Origin of the sequence: Klebsiella sp. 141153, from assembly GCF_032601995.1 — a bacterium.
In the GTDB taxonomy this organism is placed as follows: domain Bacteria; phylum Pseudomonadota; class Gammaproteobacteria; order Enterobacterales; family Enterobacteriaceae; genus Klebsiella; species Klebsiella aerogenes.
Genome location: NZ_JAQIRJ010000006.1, coordinates 212140 through 231775 on the forward strand (window position 1 = coordinate 212140; position 19636 = coordinate 231775).

General features: G+C 53.2%; 18 protein-coding genes, 2 pseudogenes and 1 riboswitch. Of the genes and pseudogenes, 12 read left to right on the plus strand and 8 right to left on the minus strand.

Going from position 1 to position 19636, the window contains the following annotated elements:
• Positions 1–116 precede the first annotated feature (116 nt).
• The 4 genes and pseudogenes from PGS10_RS14150 (at position 117) to htpX (ending at position 4583) form a co-directional block, all read left to right on the plus strand.
• Positions 117–630 (plus strand): annotated as a pseudogene (locus tag PGS10_RS14150) (GAF domain-containing protein).
• 81 nt (positions 631–711) lie between these two features.
• Positions 712–1395: an RNA chaperone ProQ gene (gene proQ / locus PGS10_RS14155; RefSeq protein ID WP_015366026.1), complete on the plus strand. Its 684-nt coding sequence runs from the start codon at positions 712–714 to the stop codon at positions 1393–1395.
• Between the two features lie 19 nt (positions 1396–1414).
• On the plus strand, positions 1415–3463 hold the full coding sequence (prc, locus tag PGS10_RS14160; RefSeq protein ID WP_047045293.1) for a carboxy terminal-processing peptidase: 2049 nt from the start codon (positions 1415–1417) through the stop codon (positions 3461–3463).
• Between the two features lie 235 nt (positions 3464–3698).
• Positions 3699–4583, plus strand: a complete 885-nt coding sequence (htpX, locus tag PGS10_RS14165; RefSeq protein WP_316423112.1) for a protease HtpX — start codon at positions 3699–3701, stop codon at positions 4581–4583.
• A 70-nt stretch (positions 4584–4653) separates the two neighbouring features.
• Here htpX and PGS10_RS14170 read toward each other — a convergent pair whose 3' ends face one another.
• Entirely contained in the window at positions 4654–6024 is a 1371-nt protein-coding gene (locus PGS10_RS14170; RefSeq protein WP_047045290.1) for an MFS transporter, read from the minus strand.
• A gap of 177 nt (positions 6025–6201) precedes the next feature.
• Between PGS10_RS14170 and kdgR the strand changes: the two genes are divergently transcribed.
• Positions 6202–6993: a DNA-binding transcriptional regulator KdgR gene (kdgR, locus tag PGS10_RS14175; RefSeq protein WP_045390378.1), complete on the plus strand. Its 792-nt coding sequence runs from the start codon at positions 6202–6204 to the stop codon at positions 6991–6993.
• A gap of 43 nt (positions 6994–7036) precedes the next feature.
• On the opposite strand, the gene PGS10_RS14180 is transcribed toward kdgR, so the two are convergent.
• A complete protein-coding gene (locus tag PGS10_RS14180) occupies positions 7037–7276 on the minus strand; it encodes a YobH family protein (RefSeq protein WP_015705933.1) in 240 nt (79 codons plus the stop codon).
• A gap of 159 nt (positions 7277–7435) precedes the next feature.
• Between PGS10_RS14180 and mgrB the strand changes: the two genes are divergently transcribed.
• The 6 genes and pseudogenes from mgrB (at position 7436) to rlmA (ending at position 11743) form a co-directional block, all read left to right on the plus strand.
• Positions 7436–7579, plus strand: a complete 144-nt coding sequence (mgrB, locus tag PGS10_RS14185) for a PhoP/PhoQ regulator MgrB (RefSeq protein WP_015366032.1) — start codon at positions 7436–7438, stop codon at positions 7577–7579.
• Between the two features lie 74 nt (positions 7580–7653).
• On the plus strand, positions 7654–7944 hold the full coding sequence (locus PGS10_RS14190) for a YebO family protein (protein ID WP_047066877.1): 291 nt from the start codon (positions 7654–7656) through the stop codon (positions 7942–7944).
• A gap of 640 nt (positions 7945–8584) precedes the next feature.
• Positions 8585–8729 (plus strand): annotated as a pseudogene (locus PGS10_RS14195) (DUF2627 domain-containing protein).
• Between the two features lie 12 nt (positions 8730–8741).
• Complete coding sequence (cspE, locus tag PGS10_RS14200) at positions 8742–8951, plus strand: transcription antiterminator/RNA stability regulator CspE (RefSeq protein WP_001062678.1); 210 nt, start codon at positions 8742–8744, stop codon at positions 8949–8951.
• Between the two features lie 190 nt (positions 8952–9141).
• Positions 9142–10887: a peptidoglycan glycosyltransferase FtsI gene (ftsI, locus tag PGS10_RS14205; protein WP_045390382.1), complete on the plus strand. Its 1746-nt coding sequence runs from the start codon at positions 9142–9144 to the stop codon at positions 10885–10887.
• A gap of 61 nt (positions 10888–10948) precedes the next feature.
• On the plus strand, positions 10949–11743 hold the full coding sequence (rlmA, locus tag PGS10_RS14210; protein ID WP_316423113.1) for a 23S rRNA (guanine(745)-N(1))-methyltransferase: 795 nt from the start codon (positions 10949–10951) through the stop codon (positions 11741–11743).
• 3 nt (positions 11744–11746) lie between these two features.
• Here the strand turns inward: rlmA and mntP are convergent, their stop codons facing one another.
• The 5 genes from mntP to manX all read right to left on the minus strand — a co-directional run bounded on the left by mntP (position 11747) and on the right by manX (position 15963).
• On the minus strand, positions 11747–12313 hold the full coding sequence (gene mntP, locus PGS10_RS14215; protein ID WP_045390386.1) for a manganese efflux pump MntP: 567 nt from the start codon (positions 12311–12313) through the stop codon (positions 11747–11749).
• Between the two features lie 61 nt (positions 12314–12374).
• A riboswitch (yybP-ykoY riboswitch) is annotated at positions 12375–12524 on the minus strand.
• Positions 12525–12723: 199 nt separating this feature from the next.
• On the minus strand, positions 12724–13182 hold the full coding sequence (locus PGS10_RS14220; RefSeq protein WP_045390389.1) for a DUF986 family protein: 459 nt from the start codon (positions 13180–13182) through the stop codon (positions 12724–12726).
• A gap of 95 nt (positions 13183–13277) precedes the next feature.
• Complete coding sequence (locus tag PGS10_RS14225) at positions 13278–14129, minus strand: PTS mannose transporter subunit IID (protein WP_015366038.1); 852 nt, start codon at positions 14127–14129, stop codon at positions 13278–13280.
• A 12-nt stretch (positions 14130–14141) separates the two neighbouring features.
• Positions 14142–14942: a PTS mannose/fructose/sorbose transporter subunit IIC gene (locus PGS10_RS14230; RefSeq protein ID WP_015366039.1), complete on the minus strand. Its 801-nt coding sequence runs from the start codon at positions 14940–14942 to the stop codon at positions 14142–14144.
• 55 nt (positions 14943–14997) lie between these two features.
• Positions 14998–15963, minus strand: a complete 966-nt coding sequence (gene manX, locus PGS10_RS14235; RefSeq protein WP_045390392.1) for a PTS mannose transporter subunit IIAB — start codon at positions 15961–15963, stop codon at positions 14998–15000.
• A gap of 445 nt (positions 15964–16408) precedes the next feature.
• On the opposite strand from manX, the gene yoaE reads away from it, so the two are divergent.
• On the plus strand, positions 16409–17968 hold the full coding sequence (gene yoaE, locus PGS10_RS14240) for a CNNM family cation transport protein YoaE (protein ID WP_045390395.1): 1560 nt from the start codon (positions 16409–16411) through the stop codon (positions 17966–17968).
• A 16-nt stretch (positions 17969–17984) separates the two neighbouring features.
• Here yoaE and PGS10_RS14245 read toward each other — a convergent pair whose 3' ends face one another.
• The gene (locus PGS10_RS14245; RefSeq protein ID WP_316423114.1) at positions 17985–19580 is read right to left on the minus strand and encodes an EAL domain-containing protein; all 1596 of its coding nucleotides are present in this window, start codon (positions 19578–19580) and stop codon (positions 17985–17987) included.
• Positions 19581–19636: the final 56 nt, after the last annotated feature.

The window sequence follows — 19636 nt, forward strand, 5'->3', positions numbered from 1 at the left end:
GAATGTATCCCACTATATTAACCCAGGAATGAATTCATCTTGAGCCCGAAGGCATTTAATGCTTATTTTAGTAGGCATCTGCAGATGAGATAGTAAGACAACTAAGTGATTAAAAAATGAACAAAACAGAATTCTACGCGGATCTGAACCGCGATTTCCAGGCGCTTATGGCAGGCGAAACCAGTTTTTTGGCAATGATCTCCAATACCAGCGCGTTGTTGTTTGAACGCCTGGAAGAGGTCAACTGGGCCGGTTTTTACCTGCTGGAAGGCGACACGCTGGTGCTGGGGCCGTTCCAGGGTAAGCTGGCCTGTGTACGTATTCCTGTCGGCCGCGGCGTGTGCGGTTCCGCCGTGGCGCAGAACCGCGTCCAGCGCGTGGAAGATGTCCATGCCTTTGATGGCCATATCGCCTGTGACGCCGCCAGCAATTCGGAAATCGTCTTTCCGTTGCAGGTGAATAATCAGATTATCGGCGTATTGGATATCGATAGCACGGCGTATTCCCGCTTCACCGCAGAAGACGAACAGGGGCTTGCAGAGCTGGTCTCGCGCCTTGAAACGCTGATTGCGGCGACCGATTATCAAAAAATCTTTGCCCACGTCGCAGGATAATCAACGGATAACGTAGCATTTAGCGATGACGTCATTATAATGACGCCTGTTCATGCCTGCGGCTTGTTGGCTACGTCCGTTGTAATCAGGAAATTTCATGGAAAATCAACCTAAGTTGAATAGCAGTAAAGAAGTAATCGCGTTTCTGGCCGAACGTTTTCCTCAGTGTTTCAGCGCTGAAGGCGAAGCGCGCCCCCTGAAAATCGGTATTTTTCAGGATCTTGTAGAGCGAGTTGGCGGCGAGATGAATCTCAGCAAAACCCAACTGCGCGCTGCCTTACGTCTTTATACTTCGAGCTGGCGTTATCTGTACGGCGTGAAAGCGGGAGCGATTCGCGTCGATCTCGACGGCAACCCGTGCGGCGAACTGGAAGAGCAACACGTTGCTCACGCCCGTCAGCAGCTCGAAGAAGCCAAAGCCCGCGTTCAGGCGCAGCGCGCCAGCCAGCAGGCGAAGAAGCGCGAAGCCGCTGCCGCGGCAGGCCAGCAGGAAGAAGGGGCACGCCGCGAGCGTAAACCGCGTCCTCAGCCGCAGGCTCGCCGTAAAGAAGGTAGTGAACAGCGTAAGCCGCGTCCTGCAGCTGCCAAAGCACCGCGTGAAGAGCAACGCCTTACCCCGGTGTCTGACGTCTCTGTATTGAGCGTCGGTCAGGCTCTGAAGGTGAAAGCAGGCAACAACGCAATGGACGCCACCGTTGTGGAAATCACCAAAGATGGCGTTCGTGTACAGCTGACTTCTGGTATGTCAATGATTGTACGCGCAGAACACCTGGTGTTCTGAAACGGAGGCCGGGCCAGGCATGAACAAACTTTTTAAGCTCACCGCGCTTGCGGGCCTGCTAGCAATAGCAGGCCATGCCTTCGCCGTGGACGATATCACCCGAGTCGATCAAATTCCCGTGCTGAAAGAAGAGCCGCAGCACGCGACGGTGAGTGAGCGCGTTACCTCGCGCTTTACTCGCTCCCATTATCGGCAGTTTGATCTCGACAACGCCTTTTCGGCAAAAATTTTCGACCGCTATCTGAATCTGCTGGATTACAGCCATAACGTGCTGCTGGCCAGCGACGTTTCTCAGTTTGCGGCGCAAAAAAATAAAATCGGCGACGAACTGCGCAGCGGTAAACTGGACGTTTTCTACGACCTGTATAACCTCGCGCAGAAGCGACGCTTTGAGCGTTACCAGTACGCCCTAAAGGTACTGGATCGTCCGATGAATTTTACCGGCAACGACAACTTCAATCTCGATCGCAGCAAGGCGCCGTGGCCGAAGGATGAAGCCGAGCTTAACGCGCTGTGGGACGCCAAGGTGAAGTTCGATGAACTAAGCCTGAAGCTGGCGGGTAAAGACGAGAAAGAAATTCGTGAAACCCTGACTCGTCGCTACAAGTTTGCGATTCGTCGCTTGGCCCAAACCAACAGCGAAGACGTCTTCTCGCTGGCGATGACCGCTTTCGCGCGCGAAATCGACCCGCATACCAACTATCTCTCCCCGCGTAACACCGAACAGTTCAATACTGAAATGAGCTTGTCTCTGGAAGGTATTGGCGCGGTGCTGCAAATGGACGACGACTATACGGTGATCAATTCACTGGTTGCCGGTGGTCCTGCGGCGAAGAGCAAAGCGATTAGCGTTGGCGACCGTATCGTCGGCGTCGGTCAGCCGGGTAAGAGCATGGTCGATGTCATCGGCTGGCGGCTGGACGATGTTGTCGCGCTGATCAAAGGGCCGAAGGGCAGCAAAGTTCGCCTGGAAGTTCTGCCGGCTGGCAAAGGGGCGAAAACCCGAATTGTTACTCTGACCCGCGAACGTATTCGTCTTGAAGACCGTGCGGTTAAGATGTCGGTCAAAACCGTCGGTAAAGAAAAAGTCGGCGTGCTGGATATCCCGGGCTTCTACGTTGGCCTGACCGATGACGTCAAAGTGCAACTGCAGAAGCTGGAAAAACAGAATGTCAGCAGCATCGTCATCGATCTGCGCAGTAACGGCGGTGGCGCGCTGACGGAGGCGGTTTCGCTCTCTGGTCTGTTTATCCCATCCGGCCCGGTGGTACAGGTGCGTGATAACAACGGTAAGGTTCGCGAAGATAGCGATACCGACGGTGTCGTCTACTACAAAGGTCCGCTGGTGGTCCTGGTCGATCGCTTCAGCGCCTCGGCATCGGAAATTTTTGCCGCCGCGATGCAGGACTATGGCCGTGCGCTGATCGTCGGCGAGCAGACCTTTGGTAAAGGAACCGTTCAGCAGTATCGTTCGCTAAACCGTATCTACGATCAGATGCTGCGCCCGGAATGGCCGGCGTTAGGTTCCGTACAGTACACCATCCAGAAGTTCTACCGCATTAACGGCGGCAGCACTCAGCGTAAAGGGGTTACTCCGGACATCATGATGCCAACCGGTAAAGAAGATCGCGATACCGGCGAGCAGTATGAAGATAACGCGCTGCCGTGGGATAGTATCGATCCGGCGACCTACGTGAAGTCCGGCGATATGAAACCGTTCGAACCTGAACTGCTTAAGCGCCATGAAGACCGTATCGCGAAAGATCCGGAATTCCAGTACATCATGAAGGATATTGCGCGCTTTAACGCTATGAAAGACAAGCGCAATATTGTTTCTCTGAACTACGCGCAGCGTGAGAAAGAGAATGAAGAAGATGATGCGATTCGTCTGGCGCGAGTGAACGATCGCCTGAAACGCGAAGGCAAGCCGCTGCTCAAAAAGATTGACGATCTGCCGAAGGATTATCAGGAACCGGATCCGTATCTTGATGAGACCGTGCATATCGCCATTGACCTGGCGCAACAGGAAAAAGCTCAGCCTCCGGTAGAGCCGCCGGTTAGCAAATAACTCCTCAACGGGCACAAGTGATTGTGCCCGTTTCTTTTTCTCTCTTCATCTGCCCGTCGACTTTATTCAACAAAAATGTCAACACTCTCTCAGGGTGTCAGCGATATGCTACAAAATGTAAAGTTGTGTCTTTCTCGTGACTTAGCCGGGTCTGATAGTTGAAAATTAGCATCTGACCCATACGATATGGGGTATCGCATAGTGCGTTTTGTTAAATCGAGGTAAAAAGAATATTATGATGCGAATCGCGCTTTTCCTGCTGACTAACCTGGCGGTCATGGTGGTATTTGGCCTGGTGCTTAGCCTGACGGGGATCCAGTCGAGCAGCATGACCGGCCTGCTGATCATGGCGCTACTGTTTGGTTTTGGCGGCTCGATCGTTTCGCTGCTGATGTCGAAATGGATGGCGCTGAAGTCGGTTGGTGGGGAAGTTATCGAGCAGCCGCGTAACGAAACTGAGCTTTGGCTGATGAACACCGTCGCGCAGCAGGCGCAGCAGGCGGGCATCGGCATGCCGCAGGTGGCGATTTATCACGCCCCGGACATTAACGCCTTCGCCACCGGCGCGCGCCGCGACGCTTCTCTGGTCGCCGTGAGCACCGGCTTGCTGCAGAATATGAGCCGTGATGAAGCGGAAGCCGTTATCGCTCACGAAATCAGCCATATTGCCAATGGCGACATGGTCACCATGACGCTGATTCAGGGGGTAGTGAACACCTTCGTTATCTTTATCTCCCGCGTTATCGCGCAGATTGCGGCTGGTTTCCTCGGCGGTAATCGTGAAGATGAAGGCGAAAGCAGCAACGGTAACCCGCTTATCTACTTTGCGGTCGCTACCGTACTGGAGCTGGTGTTTGGTATTCTCGCCAGCATCATTACCATGTGGTTCTCGCGCTACCGTGAATTCCACGCCGATGCTGGTTCCGCCAAACTGGTCGGCCGTGAGAAGATGATTGCTGCGTTGCAGCGCTTGAAAACCAGCTATGAACCGCAGGAAGCGAGCAGCATGATGGCGTTCTGTATCAACGGTAAAGCGAAGTCGATGAGCGAACTGTTCATGACCCACCCGCCGTTGGATAAACGCATTGAAGCGCTGCGCAGCGGGGAATACCTGAAATAATCTGGCGTGCAGACGTTGAAAATAAAAATCCGCAGCTTTCGGGCTGCGGATTTTTTTTGGCTGTGCGTTATCAGGCGGCGCGCGGTTGAGTTACGCGTAGCCCGCTGATGGCGGCGGCAACCACCGCCAGGGCGCCTGCCAGCAGAAGCGCGGTATGGGTGCCGCTATCGCCCGCCAGGTTAAACAGCAGGGCGACCAGCGCGGCGCCGCTACTTTGTCCCAGTAAGCGTGCGGTACCTAACATGCCGCTGGCGCCGCCGCTGCGATGGCCTGGCGCGGAGGAGACAATAGTATGGTTGTTTGGCGACTGAAACAGCCCGAAGCCCGCGCCGCACAGCGCCATCCGCCAGATAATATCGAGGTCGGAAGGGGAAGAGGGTAATAGCGCAAGGCCAAACAGGCCGCAGGCCATGATCAGCAACCCCATTGCCCCCAGTAGCCCGGCATGAACTTTCTCTATCAGGTAACCCGCCAGAGGGGCCATCACCATGGTCGCCAATGGCCACGGCGTTAACAGCAGCCCGGTCTCTACTTCACTGCGTCCGATAACGGTTTGCAGGAAAAAGGGCAGGGATACCATCGCCAGCATCTGGGCGCAAAATGAACAGATCGAGGTGCAGATAGAGAGCGAAAAGATCGGAATTCGCAGTAAATCAACGGGTAGCAGTGGTACCGGCATGCGCAACTGCCGTCGCACAAAGAAGAAGCCGATAATCAGCATGGCGATGACTTCCGCGAGCACCAGATAACCGGATTGCCCCTGGGCAAAGCCGCCGAGCGCCGTGATGAGCAGCCCGAAGGTGAGAGCGTTCATGATCGCGCTCGGCAGATCGAAACGGGTAATTTTGCTGGCGGCGCTGTTGGGCGGCAAAAAACGCATAGCGAGGAAAATAGAAATAATCCCCAGCGGTACGTTGATTAAAAACAGCCATTGCCAGGAGGCGAGCGAAAGAATAGCGGCGGCAATGGTTGGCCCCGCGGCGGAGGATACGGCGACAACGAAAGAGTTGATGCCCATTCCGCGTCCTAGCTGCCTTTTAGGATAGATAAGGCGAATCAGCGCCGTGTTGACACTCATCAGCGCCGCGCCGCCTAAACCTTGAGCCACTCGCGCCAGCGTCAACATCTCAAGGCTTCGGGAAAGTGCGCAAATCAACGAGGTGATAGTAAATACCACCAGACCGATTTTATAGATGCGCCGATAGCCAACCATATCGCCAAGAAACGATAGCGGTAGGAGGGCGATGACAATAGCGATTTGATAAGCGTTGACTATCCAGATTGACGATGCCGGCGAAGCATTGAGGTCGGTGGCAATCGTCGGCAGGGCGACGTTGGCGATAGCGCCATCAAGTACGGCCATCGTCAAGCCTAAAACAATCGTCAGAATGGCGCCGTAGCGCTGCGGCGCCGGCAGGCCATCCAAAAATTTTTTATCCATGTGAAGTTTAAGTCTTAGAGGAAACTATTTTCTGATTAATGATTTTAGCATTGATTATTCAACCATAAGTCGCAGATTTGTAACCAACTCGCAGAACAACGATTGCGACGGTCATAATGTGAATTTATAATAAAAAACAGTTCTGAATTTTATAAAACAGTTACGATGAGGTGAACAATGGCAGCTGCTGATATGGATAAACAGCCAGATTCTGTCTCTTCAGTATTAAAAGTTTTTGGCATCCTGCAGGCTTTGGGCGAAGAGCGTGAGATTGGTATCACCGAATTGTCACAGCGTGTGATGATGTCTAAAAGCACGGTGTATCGTTTTTTACAGACTATGAAGTCGCTGGGCTATGTCGCACAGGAAGGCGAGTCTGAGAAATATTCTTTAACGTTGAAGTTGTTCGAGCTTGGCGCGCGGGCATTGCAGAACGTTGATCTGATCCGCAGCGCTGATATCCAGATGCGCGAAATTTCGCGTCTGACTAAAGAGACGATTCACCTCGGCGCGCTAGATGAAGACAGCATCGTTTATATCCACAAAATTGATTCCATGTATAACCTGCGGATGTATTCGCGTATCGGTCGTCGTAATCCGCTGTATAGCACCGCCATTGGTAAAGTGCTGCTGGCGTGGCGCGAGCGGGCGGAAGTCGAGCAAATCATGGAGGGCGTGGAGTACAAACGTAGCACCGAGCGAACCATTACCGATACCAGCGAGCTGTTGAAAGTGCTGGACCAGGTGCGCGAGCAGGGCTATGGCGAAGACAATGAGGAGCAGGAAGAAGGATTACGCTGTATTGCGGTGCCGGTCTTCGATCGCTTTGGCGTGGTGATTGCCGGCTTGAGTATTTCCTTCCCGACGCTGCGCTTCTCTGAAGAACGTTTGCACGAGTATGTGGCGATGCTGCATGCCGCCGCGCGTAAGATTTCCGAGCAGATGGGTTATAACAATTATCCGTTCTGATAGTCAGCGGGAGCTACAGCGCGATGCTGTAGCTCCACTGGTATTAACCCTGATCGATAACCTTCACGCTTTTGCGCAGAATCGGGCAGTTGGTAATGCCGATAATACCGCTATCAGAGTGAACATATTGTGCGGTGGTGATGCCTTGCGCCGTCAGGTATTTGCACTGTAGTCCCAGCCCGCCAGCATTCTGATTGCTGCCAATTAATACGCCATAACCGCTTAATAATACGCCAATCCAGACGATCGCCAGTATGACAATAGAGCGAATGATCAATCGCATTGTTGCCTCGTTATTTGTATGATCCTGACGTTTATTCTGGCACGAACATTATTTGATACAAGTCTATGATTCCTAAACTCGCCTTTCGTATTACAGTTAGCCGCGGTTTAAGAAGGCCGTGTTATCCTGGCAACATCTGATTATGGTACGGAGAGTGGAGTGAAAAAATTACGCTGGGTTTTGCTGATTGTTGTCATAGCGGGCTGTTTACTGCTGTGGACTCAGATGCTTAACGTAATGTGCGATCAGGATGTGCAATTTTTCAGCGGTATTTGCGCTATTAACAAGTTCATCCCCTGGTAAGACATTTTTGTGCCGACGGATTTTCTTCTGCCGCGCGGGTGGTAGAATGAACGCCTTCTCTTTGAGGTGGTGAAATGAGTGAGTTATTGAATCCTGGGATTGTAAGTCTGGCGTCTCTGGCGCTTTCCGTTGTACTGCTGCTGGTGGGGTTGCTGCTGTGGTTCTTTGTGAATCGCGCCAGTTCACGTAGCAATGAGCAAATCGAACTGCTGCAGTCGCTGTTGGATCAACAAAAGCGGCAGAATGCGCTGCTGCGCCGTCTCTGTGAAGCCAATGAGCCGGAGAAAGCAGAGGTTGCTGAACCTTCAGCGGCTGAGAAGGAGAAAAACGACGACGATTTCATTCGTCTCGTTGCCGAACGTTAAGTTGATGAACAGGTGTGCACATCATGTGCGCGCCTGTGAGTGTCATAAAATTTAGCTATAACTTATTCTTATATAATCCCTTATTCCGCCTCAAACTGTTTCCGTTTAATGGATTAAACATCCATGCTCTATTTCACATATTGAATAATCTTTTGAGCTAATCAAAAAAAGTAATAACGAAACGTTTCTATTGCTTGCTGGCAATACGTTGTCATTAATGTTTCATTATTAACGTCTATTTTAGCGAATATTTGTGTGGTAACGAGTTAGCGGTTTAATTAACTCTACTACTGGCATAGTTCAGGCGATTTCCTCTTGTTCTTCAGCGCCATTTTCGCATCATTATGCACAATACGCCGCTGCGCCCCCTTAAATATGGCAGTTCGTATACGTACGTACCTGGACGAACAGAAGTTGTTGAGCTATGGTAAAAAAGTTGCATTTATCAGGCATACGTTATTGTTTGTTTGGTAACAATGCAAAGATAAGCCAGGCGCGGCAAAGACGCATAAATGTGCAGGCGATCAAATGATTTCCTGATAATTTGTGCGAACGATCGTGACACGTTTAAAAATGGCTTGCCATTATTTACGTTGTGTGTGATAACACGTTTCGGGTTAAACGAGGTACAGTTCTGTTTATGTGTGGCATTTTCAGTAAAGAAGTCCTGAGTAAACACGTTGTCGTTGAATACCGCTTCTCTGCCGAACCTTATATTAGTGCCTCATGCAGTTATGTGTCAGTTTTATCTATGTAAGCACCTGCGGGTGAAGAAAACAGTTTAAGGAATTTTGCAAATGGCAAAGATTAAAGGTCAAGTTAAGTGGTTCAACGAGTCTAAAGGTTTTGGCTTCATTACTCCGGCTGATGGCAGCAAAGACGTGTTCGTACACTTCTCTGCAATCCAGGGTAACGGCTTCAAAACTCTGGCTGAAGGCCAGAACGTTGAGTTCGAAATTCAGGACGGCCAGAAAGGTCCGGCTGCAGTTAACGTAACTGCTATCTGATTCAAGACCACTCATCTTGTAAGAAAGCCTCGCTACTGCGGGGCTTTTTAGCATCTGTTGCAAAGTATTTCCAATATTTCCCCTCCGACGCGCTTTGTTGCAAAACATCACCCTTATTAGCACTGTTTAGCAGTCTGTTTTGCCAATTTTCTGTTAAATCAGGTGGTTGCAAAATAATGCTGGAGCTACGGTGCAAAAGAATAAAAGTAAGTCCGCCACAAATTTTCTCCCTATCCGTTTTGGGTTGCTGTGTGTGGCGATTTTGGGATGTCTTGGATTTCTGCTGGCGAGGGTAGGTTGGCTGCAAATCGTCTCTCCGGATAATCTGGTTAAACAAGAGGATATGCGTTCGCTGCGCGAAGAACCCATTGCCGTAATGCGCGGAACTATCAGCGATCGTGAAGGACGCCCGCTGGCGGTGAGCGTGCCGGTAAGCGCAATCTGGATAGATCCACAGACCATGCTGGAGAAGGGCGGCGTCGGCTATGGCCCGCGCTGGCAGGCTATGGCGGAAGCATTGCATCTCGATCTTATTGAGCTCTCTCATCGGGTGCAGTCGCATCCCCATGCCCGATTCCTCTATCTGGCGCGCCAGGTTAATCCGGAACAGGCCGACTGGATCGATAAATTGCATCTCCCGGGCGTTTATTTGCGCGATGAGTCCCGCCGTTTTTATCCGGCCGGACACGTCGCCGCCAACCTGCTGGGCTTTACCAACGTAGATAATCAGGGGATTGAGGGAGTTGAGAAAAGTTTTAACAAACAGCTCATGGGCACGCCTGGGCGTCGGCTGGTGCGCAAAGACCGCCACGGTCATGTGATAGAAAATATTACCGAGCAGGCCCCCGTTCCGGCACATAACCTGCAACTTAGTATCGACGAGCGGCTGCAAACGGTCACGGAGGATGCGCTGGATAATGCCGTGCGTTGGAATAAGGCGGAATCAGGCGCGGCGGTGTTGATCAAGATTGATACCGGCGAAATCCTGTCGATGGCCAGCTACCCGGATTTTAACCCTAATAACCGCGACAGCGCCCAGCTCGATGATTTTCGAAATCGCGCTATCAGCGATACCTTTGAGCCGGGTTCAACGGTCAAACCGCTGGTGATTATGACCGCGTTACAGCAGGGTATCGTGCAGCCGGATAGCGTCGTCGATACCCATCCCTTTACGCTTGATGGTCATCGCATCCGCGACGTGGGTTATTATCCCGAGCTGACGCTTACCGGTATCCTGCAAAAATCGAGTGATACAGGAGTTTCGCACCTCTCACTGGCAATGCCGGTGCAACACTTGATCGACACTTATAAGGCCTTTGGCTTTGGCGACCCGACCGGGCTTGGCTTGACCGGCGAAAGCTCCGGGTTAATGCCGCATCGCCGTTATTGGGGCGAGCTGGATCGCGCCACCTTCGCTTTTGGCTATGGACTGATGGTAACTCCGCTGCAGCTGGCGCATGTCTATGCAACGATCGGCGGTTACGGTATTGAGCGCCCGCTGTCGATAACCCGTATCGACCCGCCTGTCATCGGTACGCGAGTCATGCCGCAAGAGATCGTGCATGAAGTTGAACATATGATGGAGAGCGTGGCGCTGCCGGGCGGCGGCGGTACAAAAGCGGCGGTACGTGATTATCGGATAGCGGTGAAAACCGGCACGGCGAAGAAAATTGGCCCTGACGGAAAATATATCGATAAATATGTTGCCTACACCGCCGGCGTGGCGCCGGCCAGTCAGCCGAAGTTTGCGCTGGTGGTGGTGATAAACGACCCCAGCAACGGTAAATACTACGGTGGGGCGGTATCCGCGCCGGTGTTCAGCCAGATCATGGGCGATGTGTTACGTCTGGAAAACGTGATGCCAGACGGTATGCCGCAAGGCTCTGAGAATCTTATCGTCATGCATAACCGCGAGGATCTGGCTCCCGCGTTGTAACAGTGGTCTGCGAGGGCGAATAGCGCTACACTTTCGCCCTTTCAGCGCCACCGGAGTTATCATGTCTTATACCTGCCCACTATGCCACGCGCCGCTTAGCCGCAGCGCAAATAGCTATATTTGCCCGCAGCGGCACCAGTTCGATCTGGCAAAGGAAGGGTATGTCAATTTACTGCCGGTGCAGTTCAAACGTTCACGTGACCCGGGCGATAGCGCTGAGATGATGCAGGCGCGTCGCGCCTTCCTTGATGGCGGATATTATCAACCCTTGCGCGAGGCGATTTGCGGCTATCTGCGGACTTTCGCGCCGGGCGAGCTGCTGGATATCGGCTGCGGCGAGGGATACTACACGCATGCTTTCGCCGCCATTGCCGCACGCAGTTTCGGCCTCGACGTCTCAAAGTCGGCGATCCGCGCCGCCGCTAAACGTTACCCGCAGGTCGAATTCTGCGTGGCTTCCAGCCAACGGTTGCCGTTTGCCGATCGCTCTCTGGATGCCGTCGTGCGTATTTATGCGCCCTGTAACGCGGACGAATTAGCGCGTGTAGTGAAAGCTGGCGGTTGGGTGATTACCGCTACGCCGGGGCCGCGCCATTTGATGGAGCTGAAAGGGCTGATCTACGATGAAGTTCGTCTGCATGAACAGAACCGGGAAGCGATGCCGGGCTTTACGTTGCGTCATGAGCAGCAGTTAGCGTATCCGATGCAGTTGAGCGGCGCGCAGGCGGAAGCATTGCTGCAGATGACGCCGTTTGCCTGGCGAGCGAAACCGGAAGTCCGTGAGTCACTGCGCGAGCAGGAAACTTTTGGCTGCCAGACCGATTTCATGATCCACTGCTTGCAGCGCGAAGCGTAAGCGCTAAGGGGCGAAATGGCTCCACAGAATCTGTGCGCCGATACCGATTAGCACAATACCGCCGAGAATTTCGGCCCGTTTGCCGAGCAGCGGGCCGATAAAGCGGCCAACCATAATTCCCAGCGTCGACATGGTAAAGGTGGCGCAGCCGATAGCCAGCGCGGTGGCGATAATATTGACCTGCAGGAAAGCAAGACCCACGCCGACCGCCATTGCATCAAGACTGGTAGCGAATGCGGTGGTCACCAGCAGCCAAAAGCCGTGGCGGCGCGGCGCTTCACACTCCTCGTCATCACCGCCGCGAAAACCTTCAATGACCATTCGCCCGCCGAGAAACACCAGCAGTACGAACGCGATCCAGTGATTCCACTCCAGCACAAACTGGCTCGCCAACATGCCCAGGCCCCAGCCGACCAGCGGCGTCAGGGTTTCGATCGCGCCGAATATAAGACCGGTACGCAGCGCTTCGGAGAACTTAGGTTTATGCAGGGTGGCGCCTTTACCGATAGAAGCGGCAAACGCGTCCATCGACATGCCGAAGGCAAGAAGAATAGTGGCAGATATGTTCATGAGCGTGTCCTGACCGGGGAATATCCATATGACACATCGCTGCCCCCAGTAAACATACGCGGAGCTTGAGCATAACGTACAGCAGTGATGTATCTATGGTCTCGCCTGATTGAACGACCGCTCAACCCGTACGTGCCACGTTTTGCAACGAGTATGTTGACACGTACATTTTCCACCTGCGGAAAATCGGCTACTCCCCAACGACGGGCGCAACCTTAACATATTTTTAGAAGATAAAACAATCACAGAAAAATAATATTAGCAACAATAAATGATAACGATTTTCATTTAAAATATTAAGTGAAGGATTGGTTAAATAATATAACGAGGATAGGTGAGTAAATATAGCCATGGCTATATATTCCGGCATCAATGAATGGCGAAAATATAGCGCAGGCTATATCTGTAACTTATTGACTGGTAACAAGTAGTTTGTATATTTTTTCCAGGTCGTCGATATTTCGTACGCGAATAAGCAGGCGCCGCTGCTCTAATTGCATCACCAGTACGCCGTCTTCCGACAAATTCATCGCTTTAATGCGTGGATATTCAATCCACACGTTGGCAAAGAAAAAGCCGTTCTTTTTGAACAAAATTCGCGGCGTACGGATCCAGAACAGATATAGCCCCATTAATGCCAGCGCAGATAATAACCAGGTGGTGATTATTTCACCGTGGCTGGCGATATTGTTGTAGATGAGAATTGCCGTCAGGCCGACGAAAATCATCCCGTCGACCCGTCCACGACGCAGCAGGGGGATTGATAGCAGGGTGGGGCCATGGCGGCGAGGCATGATGAATTGGTCGTAGATAGCGAAAGCCACCAGGGCGACGATAAACAGAATGAGCACCAGCTCCGTGATTGCCATTGATCCTCCAGGCTGCGTGGGCCTTCGCACAGGCGCACGTTTTAACGCTAAAAAAAAGCCGGGGACAAAGCTGTCCCCGGCCTACAACGTGACGATTATTGGCCCAGCAGGCCGACCGCGTAGCCGGCGATACCGATGACGAAGAAGCCAACGATGATCCACAGCGGGTTGACTTTCTTACGCAGCAGCCACATACAGGCGAAGGTCAGCAGCAGTGGCACCAGTCCCGGCATCAGCTGGTCAAGGATGGTCTGCACGGTGGTCACACGAGTCTGACCATCCTGACCGGTGATAGTGGAAACCACCAGCGGGATATTAACGTGCGTCCATTTGTTGACCAGAGCTCCCATGACAAACAGGCCGAGGATTGACGCCCCCTCAGTCAGTTTCTGCAGGAAGCCGCCGCCCATATCCTTAACGATGTCCACGCCTTTACGATAGCCATATGCTACGCCGTAGTAGCGGGTCAGCAGACGCACGGCATTGAACAGGATAAAGAATAACAGCGGACCGAGCAGGCTACCGCTCATCGCGATACCGGCGCCGAGCGCGGCGAATACAGGGCGTACGGTACCCCAGAAGATCGGGTCGCCGACGCCTGCCAGCGGCCCCATCAGGCCAACTTTGATACCGTTGATTGCGCCATCGTCGATTTCCGCGCCGTTAGCACGCTGCTCTTCCATCGCCAGGGTTACGCCGAGTACCGGCGCCGCGACGTACGGATGGGTGTTGAAGAACTCAAGGTGACGCTTAATAGCCTGCTTACGCGCATCGTTGTTCTCAGGGTACAGGCGACGGATTGCCGGAACCATAGAGAAGCAGAAGCCCAGCGCCTGCATACGTTCGAAGTTCCATGAACCCTGGAACAGGTTAGAACGAATGAACACGCCACGAATATCACTCTGAGTGAGTTTTTTCTCGGTGGTATTTTTAGTCATATCAACCATTTCGCTCACCTGTTAGTCCAGTTCGTTATCGAGATCGTTGTTACCAGCCGCCTGAGCCGGGGCACCCGCTACGCGGTTATATTTCGGGCTCAGCTGAATGTAGAGAATGGCCATGACGGCACCAATCACCCCCAGCGCAACCAGGTTGAAATTGGTGAAGGCCGCGGTGACGAAACCGAGGTAGAAGAACGGCATCAGGTAGCCCGCGCGCATCATGTTGATGACCATCGCGTAACCGACGACGACGATCATACCGCCCGCGATGTTCAGACCACCAGTTACCACTTCCGGAATAGCGTTCAGCAGACCCTGAACTTCGCTGGTGCCGACAGAGATGGCTACGATAACCGCCGGGATGGCGATACGCATCGCCTGCAGGAACAGCGAGGAAACGTGCAGCCAGGAGATGGCCGTCAGGTTACCGTTTTCAGCGGCTTTATCCGCCGCGTGCTGGAAGGCAACGGTGATGGTACGCACGATAATGGTCAGAACCTGGCCTGCCGCCGCCAGGGGGATAGCCAGCGCGATACCGGCGCCGATGCTTTGGTGGCCGGCGATAACCAGTACGGTAGAAATAATGGACGCCAGCGCGGCATCAGGCGCAACCGCCGCACCGATGTTCATCCAGCCCAGGGCGATCATTTCCAGCGTACCGCCGATGATGATACCGGTTTTCATGTCGCCGAGAACGGCGCCAATTAAGGTACAGGCGACCAGAGGACGGTGGAACTGAAATTCATCAAGTACCGACTCCATACCCGCAATACACGCGACGATGAACACCAGCACAATCTGAAGAAGGGTAATCTCCATTGTACTTCTCCTGTTGATTAAGTCTTAAAGTGAAAATTGGCTCGCGAGCGCCGGGTTATTTATCCACCTTGGCGATCAAATCCATCATTTTCAGTTTCTGGTCGGTGGAAACTTTGCGCGCTTCCAGTTCAATACCGCGGGCATTCAGTTTTTTGAATGCTTCGATATCGGTTTCATCGACCGAAATCGCGTTATTCACCTGCGTTTTACCCTGACGGAAAGCCATACCGCCGATGTTGACGCTGGTAATTTTCACGCCGCCTTCAACAATACGTTCAACGTCCGTTGGGTTGGTAAATAACAGCATGACGCGTTCGCCGGCGTATTTCGGGTTGTTGTAAACGCGAATCATCTTCGCGACATCAACAACGTGAGCGGTCACGCCCGGAGGAGCCACCTGGGTCAGCAGCGTTTTACGCACCGTATCGGCGGCGACTTCATCGCTGACCACGATAATGCGGGTGACGTTGGTCTCTTTGGTCCAGCGGGTCGCAACCTGGCCGTGGATAAGACGGTCATCGATACGCGCCAGGCCAATCACCATGTAATCATTTGGACCCATCGGTTTAGCGGGTGTCGCCGCTTTTGGCGCGGCCGCCTGCACCGGTGCCGCTTTTTCAACCGGTTTGGCTTTCAGCGCTTTCACGCCTTCGCTACCGGTTTCCACCGCCAGCGCCACCAGCTCATCAAACGACGGATCGTCGTCGCGGGCCATGAAGGTTTCGACCAGCATCGGGACGTTGACGCCAGCGATCACTTCATAGTTTTCTTTATCAACAACAATGCGGCTTGCCGCGTTGAATGGACTACCGCCCCACGTATCGACGAGGAACAGCACGCCTTTTGTGGTATCCAGTTTTGCCAGCTGTGCATTGTACTTTTCGATCAGCGTTTCGGCGTTTTCACCGGGAACGAAATCGATCCAGCCAACGTTTTCCTGCTCGCCCAACAGCATTTCTGCGGTTTTCAGCAGTTGTTCTGCAGCCCAACCATGTGTGCCTATTACAATAGCAATCGTCACTTGCTACCTCCGTTATTATGGTGAATGCATCATCTGGTCTGATACATCCTGAATCACTCTTGTGGAAAAATCGATTCAGTAAGGGTGTAAGATCTAATTTAATTACTACAGCGAATTATTTTAGATAGTGAAAAAATAATTAATGTGATGGAGCTCCGTAAATTACGCTTCGATAATCAATAATTTCGCAGCGCAAAAAATAGCCTTAGCTATTGCAAAGACAGGTAAATTTTTGCCAATTCTGCGCTATATTTTGCTATGTTTAGCTTCCGTTTAATTACTCAGGAGTATAGGGCATAGCCCGCCGTATGGACCGTCATCGACGTCTTTTCACCCTCAGGCACTCGTCTGCCGCCTCTACCTCATACGCTTTTTTACCAGCAACTATTGTTTCGCCGGTGCATGACATCGCGATGACTACCGCTGTCGTTAACGGGAGCCGCTCATGGAATTCTTAATGGATCCCACCATTTGGGCTGGCCTGCTGACGCTGGTGGTCCTCGAAATTGTTCTGGGTATCGATAACCTGGTCTTTATCGCCATCCTTGCCGATAAACTACCGCCAAAACAGCGTGATAAGGCACGTATCATCGGCCTGTCGCTGGCGCTGATTATGCGTCTGGGGTTGCTCTCGGTTATCTCGTGGATGGTCACCTTGACCAAGCCTTTGATAAGCATAGGCGATTTTTCGTTCTCCGGGCGCGATCTGATCATGCTGGTCGGCGGTATCTTCCTGCTATTCAAGGCGACGACAGAGTTGCATGAACGACTGGAGAACCGCCAGCATGATGCCGGCCACGGCAAAGGCTATGCCAGCTTCTGGGTGGTAGTGCTACAAATTGTGGTGCTGGATGCCGTCTTCTCGCTTGATGCGGTGATTACCGCCGTCGGCATGGTGAACCATTTGCCGGTGATGATGGCTGCGGTTGTCATCGCGATGATCCTGATGCTGTTGGCTTCGAAGCCGTTAACCCGCTTCGTGAACCAGCACCCGACGGTTGTCGTGCTGTGTCTGAGCTTCCTGCTGATGATCGGTCTGAGTCTGGTGGCAGAAGGCTTTGGCTTCCATATTCCTAAGGGCTATTTGTACGCGGCGATTGGCTTCTCGATAACCATTGAGTTCTTTAACCAGGTGGCGCGGCGTAACTTTATCCGCCACCAGTCGACGTTGCCGCTGCGCGCGCGTACCGCTGATGCGATTCTGCGCCTGATGGGCGGTCGCAAACAGGCGGCCGTCGCGCACGATAGCGATAGCCCGGCGGCAGTGCCGGTGCCGGAAGGCGCGTTTGCTGAAGAAGAACGCTATATGATTAACGGCGTGCTGACCCTGGCGCAGCGTTCATTGCGCAGCATCATGACCCCGCGAGGCGAAATTAGCTGGGTGGATGCTGAGCAGAGCGAAGAAGAAATTCGTCGCCAGCTGCTTTCGTCTCCGCACAGCATGTTCCCGGTTTGCCGCGGTGAGCTTGATGAAATCATCGGTATTGTACGCGCCAAAGAGATGCTGGTGGCGCTGGAAGCGGGCGAGAACGTTGCCGCAATGGCTTCCGCTTCTCCGGCGATTGTGGTGCCGGAAACGCTGGACCCGATCAACCTGCTGGGCGTGCTGCGCCGGGCGCGCGGTAGCTTTGTCATCGTCACCAACGAATTTGGTGTGGTGCAGGGGCTGGTGACGCCGCTGGACGTCCTGGAAGCGATTGCCGGTGAGTTCCCGGATGCGGATGAAACGCCGGAAATTGTGCTGGATGGCGAGGGGTGGTTAATCAAAGGCTCAACCGACCTCCACGCGCTGCAGCAGGCGCTGGGGCTGGACGACCTGGTCAACGAAGACGATGATATCGCTACCGTTGCCGGGCTGGTTATCTCCGCGAACGGCCATATCCCGCGGGTAGGCGATGTTGTGGAACTGCCGCCGCTGCAGTTTACCATTGTTGAAGCGAACGATTACCGCGTCGATCTGGTACGGGTTATTAAAACCGTACACGATAACGACGAAGAAGAGTAATGTCGAACCCGCCGGGCTAAACTTGCCCGGCGGGTTGTTTTTTATCCCCAGTCGCCGCCAGACGGTGCTTCTCCTCCGCCAGCCAGCGCGGAAAATCCTCTACCGGTAACGGGCGGGCATAATAATATCCCTGTAGTAAATCCACGCCGTGGCTGCGCATGTAAATCTTCTGTTCCTGAGTTTCGACCCCTTCGGCAATGGTGACGATTTTGAGCCGGTGCGCCAGGGCGATAATCATATCGGTCACCGTCGCGTTGACGCCATCAATGCCAATGGCGCCGGTATAAGACTTATCAATCTTCAGTACATCCGGGCGGAGTTTTTCCAGCCAGGACAAAGAACTGTTGCCGGTGCCGAAGTCATCAATGGCCAGCTGGACGCCTTTAAAATGCAGGTGCTCCGCCATGTGGTGATCGCCCTCACGCAGGACATCGCGTTCAGTCAGCTCGACCACCAGCTGCTGTACCGGATTAGCGCTGAACCAATAGGTGTGCAGATCGCGCAGCAGTTCGCCATTACTGAAATGACGCGCCGCCACGTTAATACCAATATGAAAATTGGCATCCTGCGGGAAATAATGTAGCCGGCGGGCGGTTTCGGCGATGACGTAGCGGGTCAGGGGGACTATCAGGTTGTAGCCTTCAGCAATAGGAATAAAAACATCCGGTGAGATATTGCCGCGGCGCGGATTGTTCCAGCGCAGCAAAATTTCCACGCCGCAGCACTGCTGGGTGCGTAAATCCTGCAGCGGCTGGCACCATACCTCGAACTCGTGGGCGGCGATACCCAGGGTTATTTCGCGCGAAAAAGTCATTCGTCCTGCGGTCGTCAGCCAGGCGATACCGGTCATCAACAGGCTGAACATCAGCGCCAGCGGTAATTCAGCGGGCAGCTCTTCTAAGGCCACCGCGGAGGCTCCCGGGCCGCTGATGTTGATGGTATAGGGGAACTGGCTGGAACTTTGCCGGTAAATTATCGGCAGACCCGGCAACTGATGACTTTCGACGACGCCGACATCGCTGAGAAAGCTCTTGTTGCCTACAGTGAGGCTGATGTCGCTTATGAGCGATGATTTTTCTTTGAGAATCAATTCGCCAAGCAGCTCGATATTAATAATTAACAACGCGCCGTCGGCGCCGCTCACGGAGGAGGGATACCACTGGATCAGTACCGGCGTGCCTTTGAGCAGTGAGTTGTCGGTTGAAAAGGCCAGCAGCGGCTTTACCGTCGGCAGTGTGGGCTGTAGCTGATGAATGGCCACATGGCGCGGGCCAAAAATGCTGGAGCAGTAGGCCATCCCGGACTGAACAAGGATGATTGAGCGCACGGTCTGTAGCGTGGCTGCGGTTTTACGCAGTTCAAGATGTACATCCTGACAGGGTTTGCCGACCATACTTAGCAGGGTAGCGTGTTTTGCCGCCAGCGGTTGCAGGATATTGTCCATCGCGATCACCATATTGCGGGTCACCGTCTGGATACGCTGCTGATTTTGGCTACGCTGTGAAATAAATCGGATTGTCAGGGTGACGGCAAGCGTCAGAAATGCAACGGCCAGGCACACCAGAATGCGCTTGCGGCGATATGTCGAAATGACCTTCTGTGCATTTTGCATGCGCGGCGCCCTGTCGGCTAAATAGAGGAATAAGAGTAACAGCCGGCTTAAAGCAA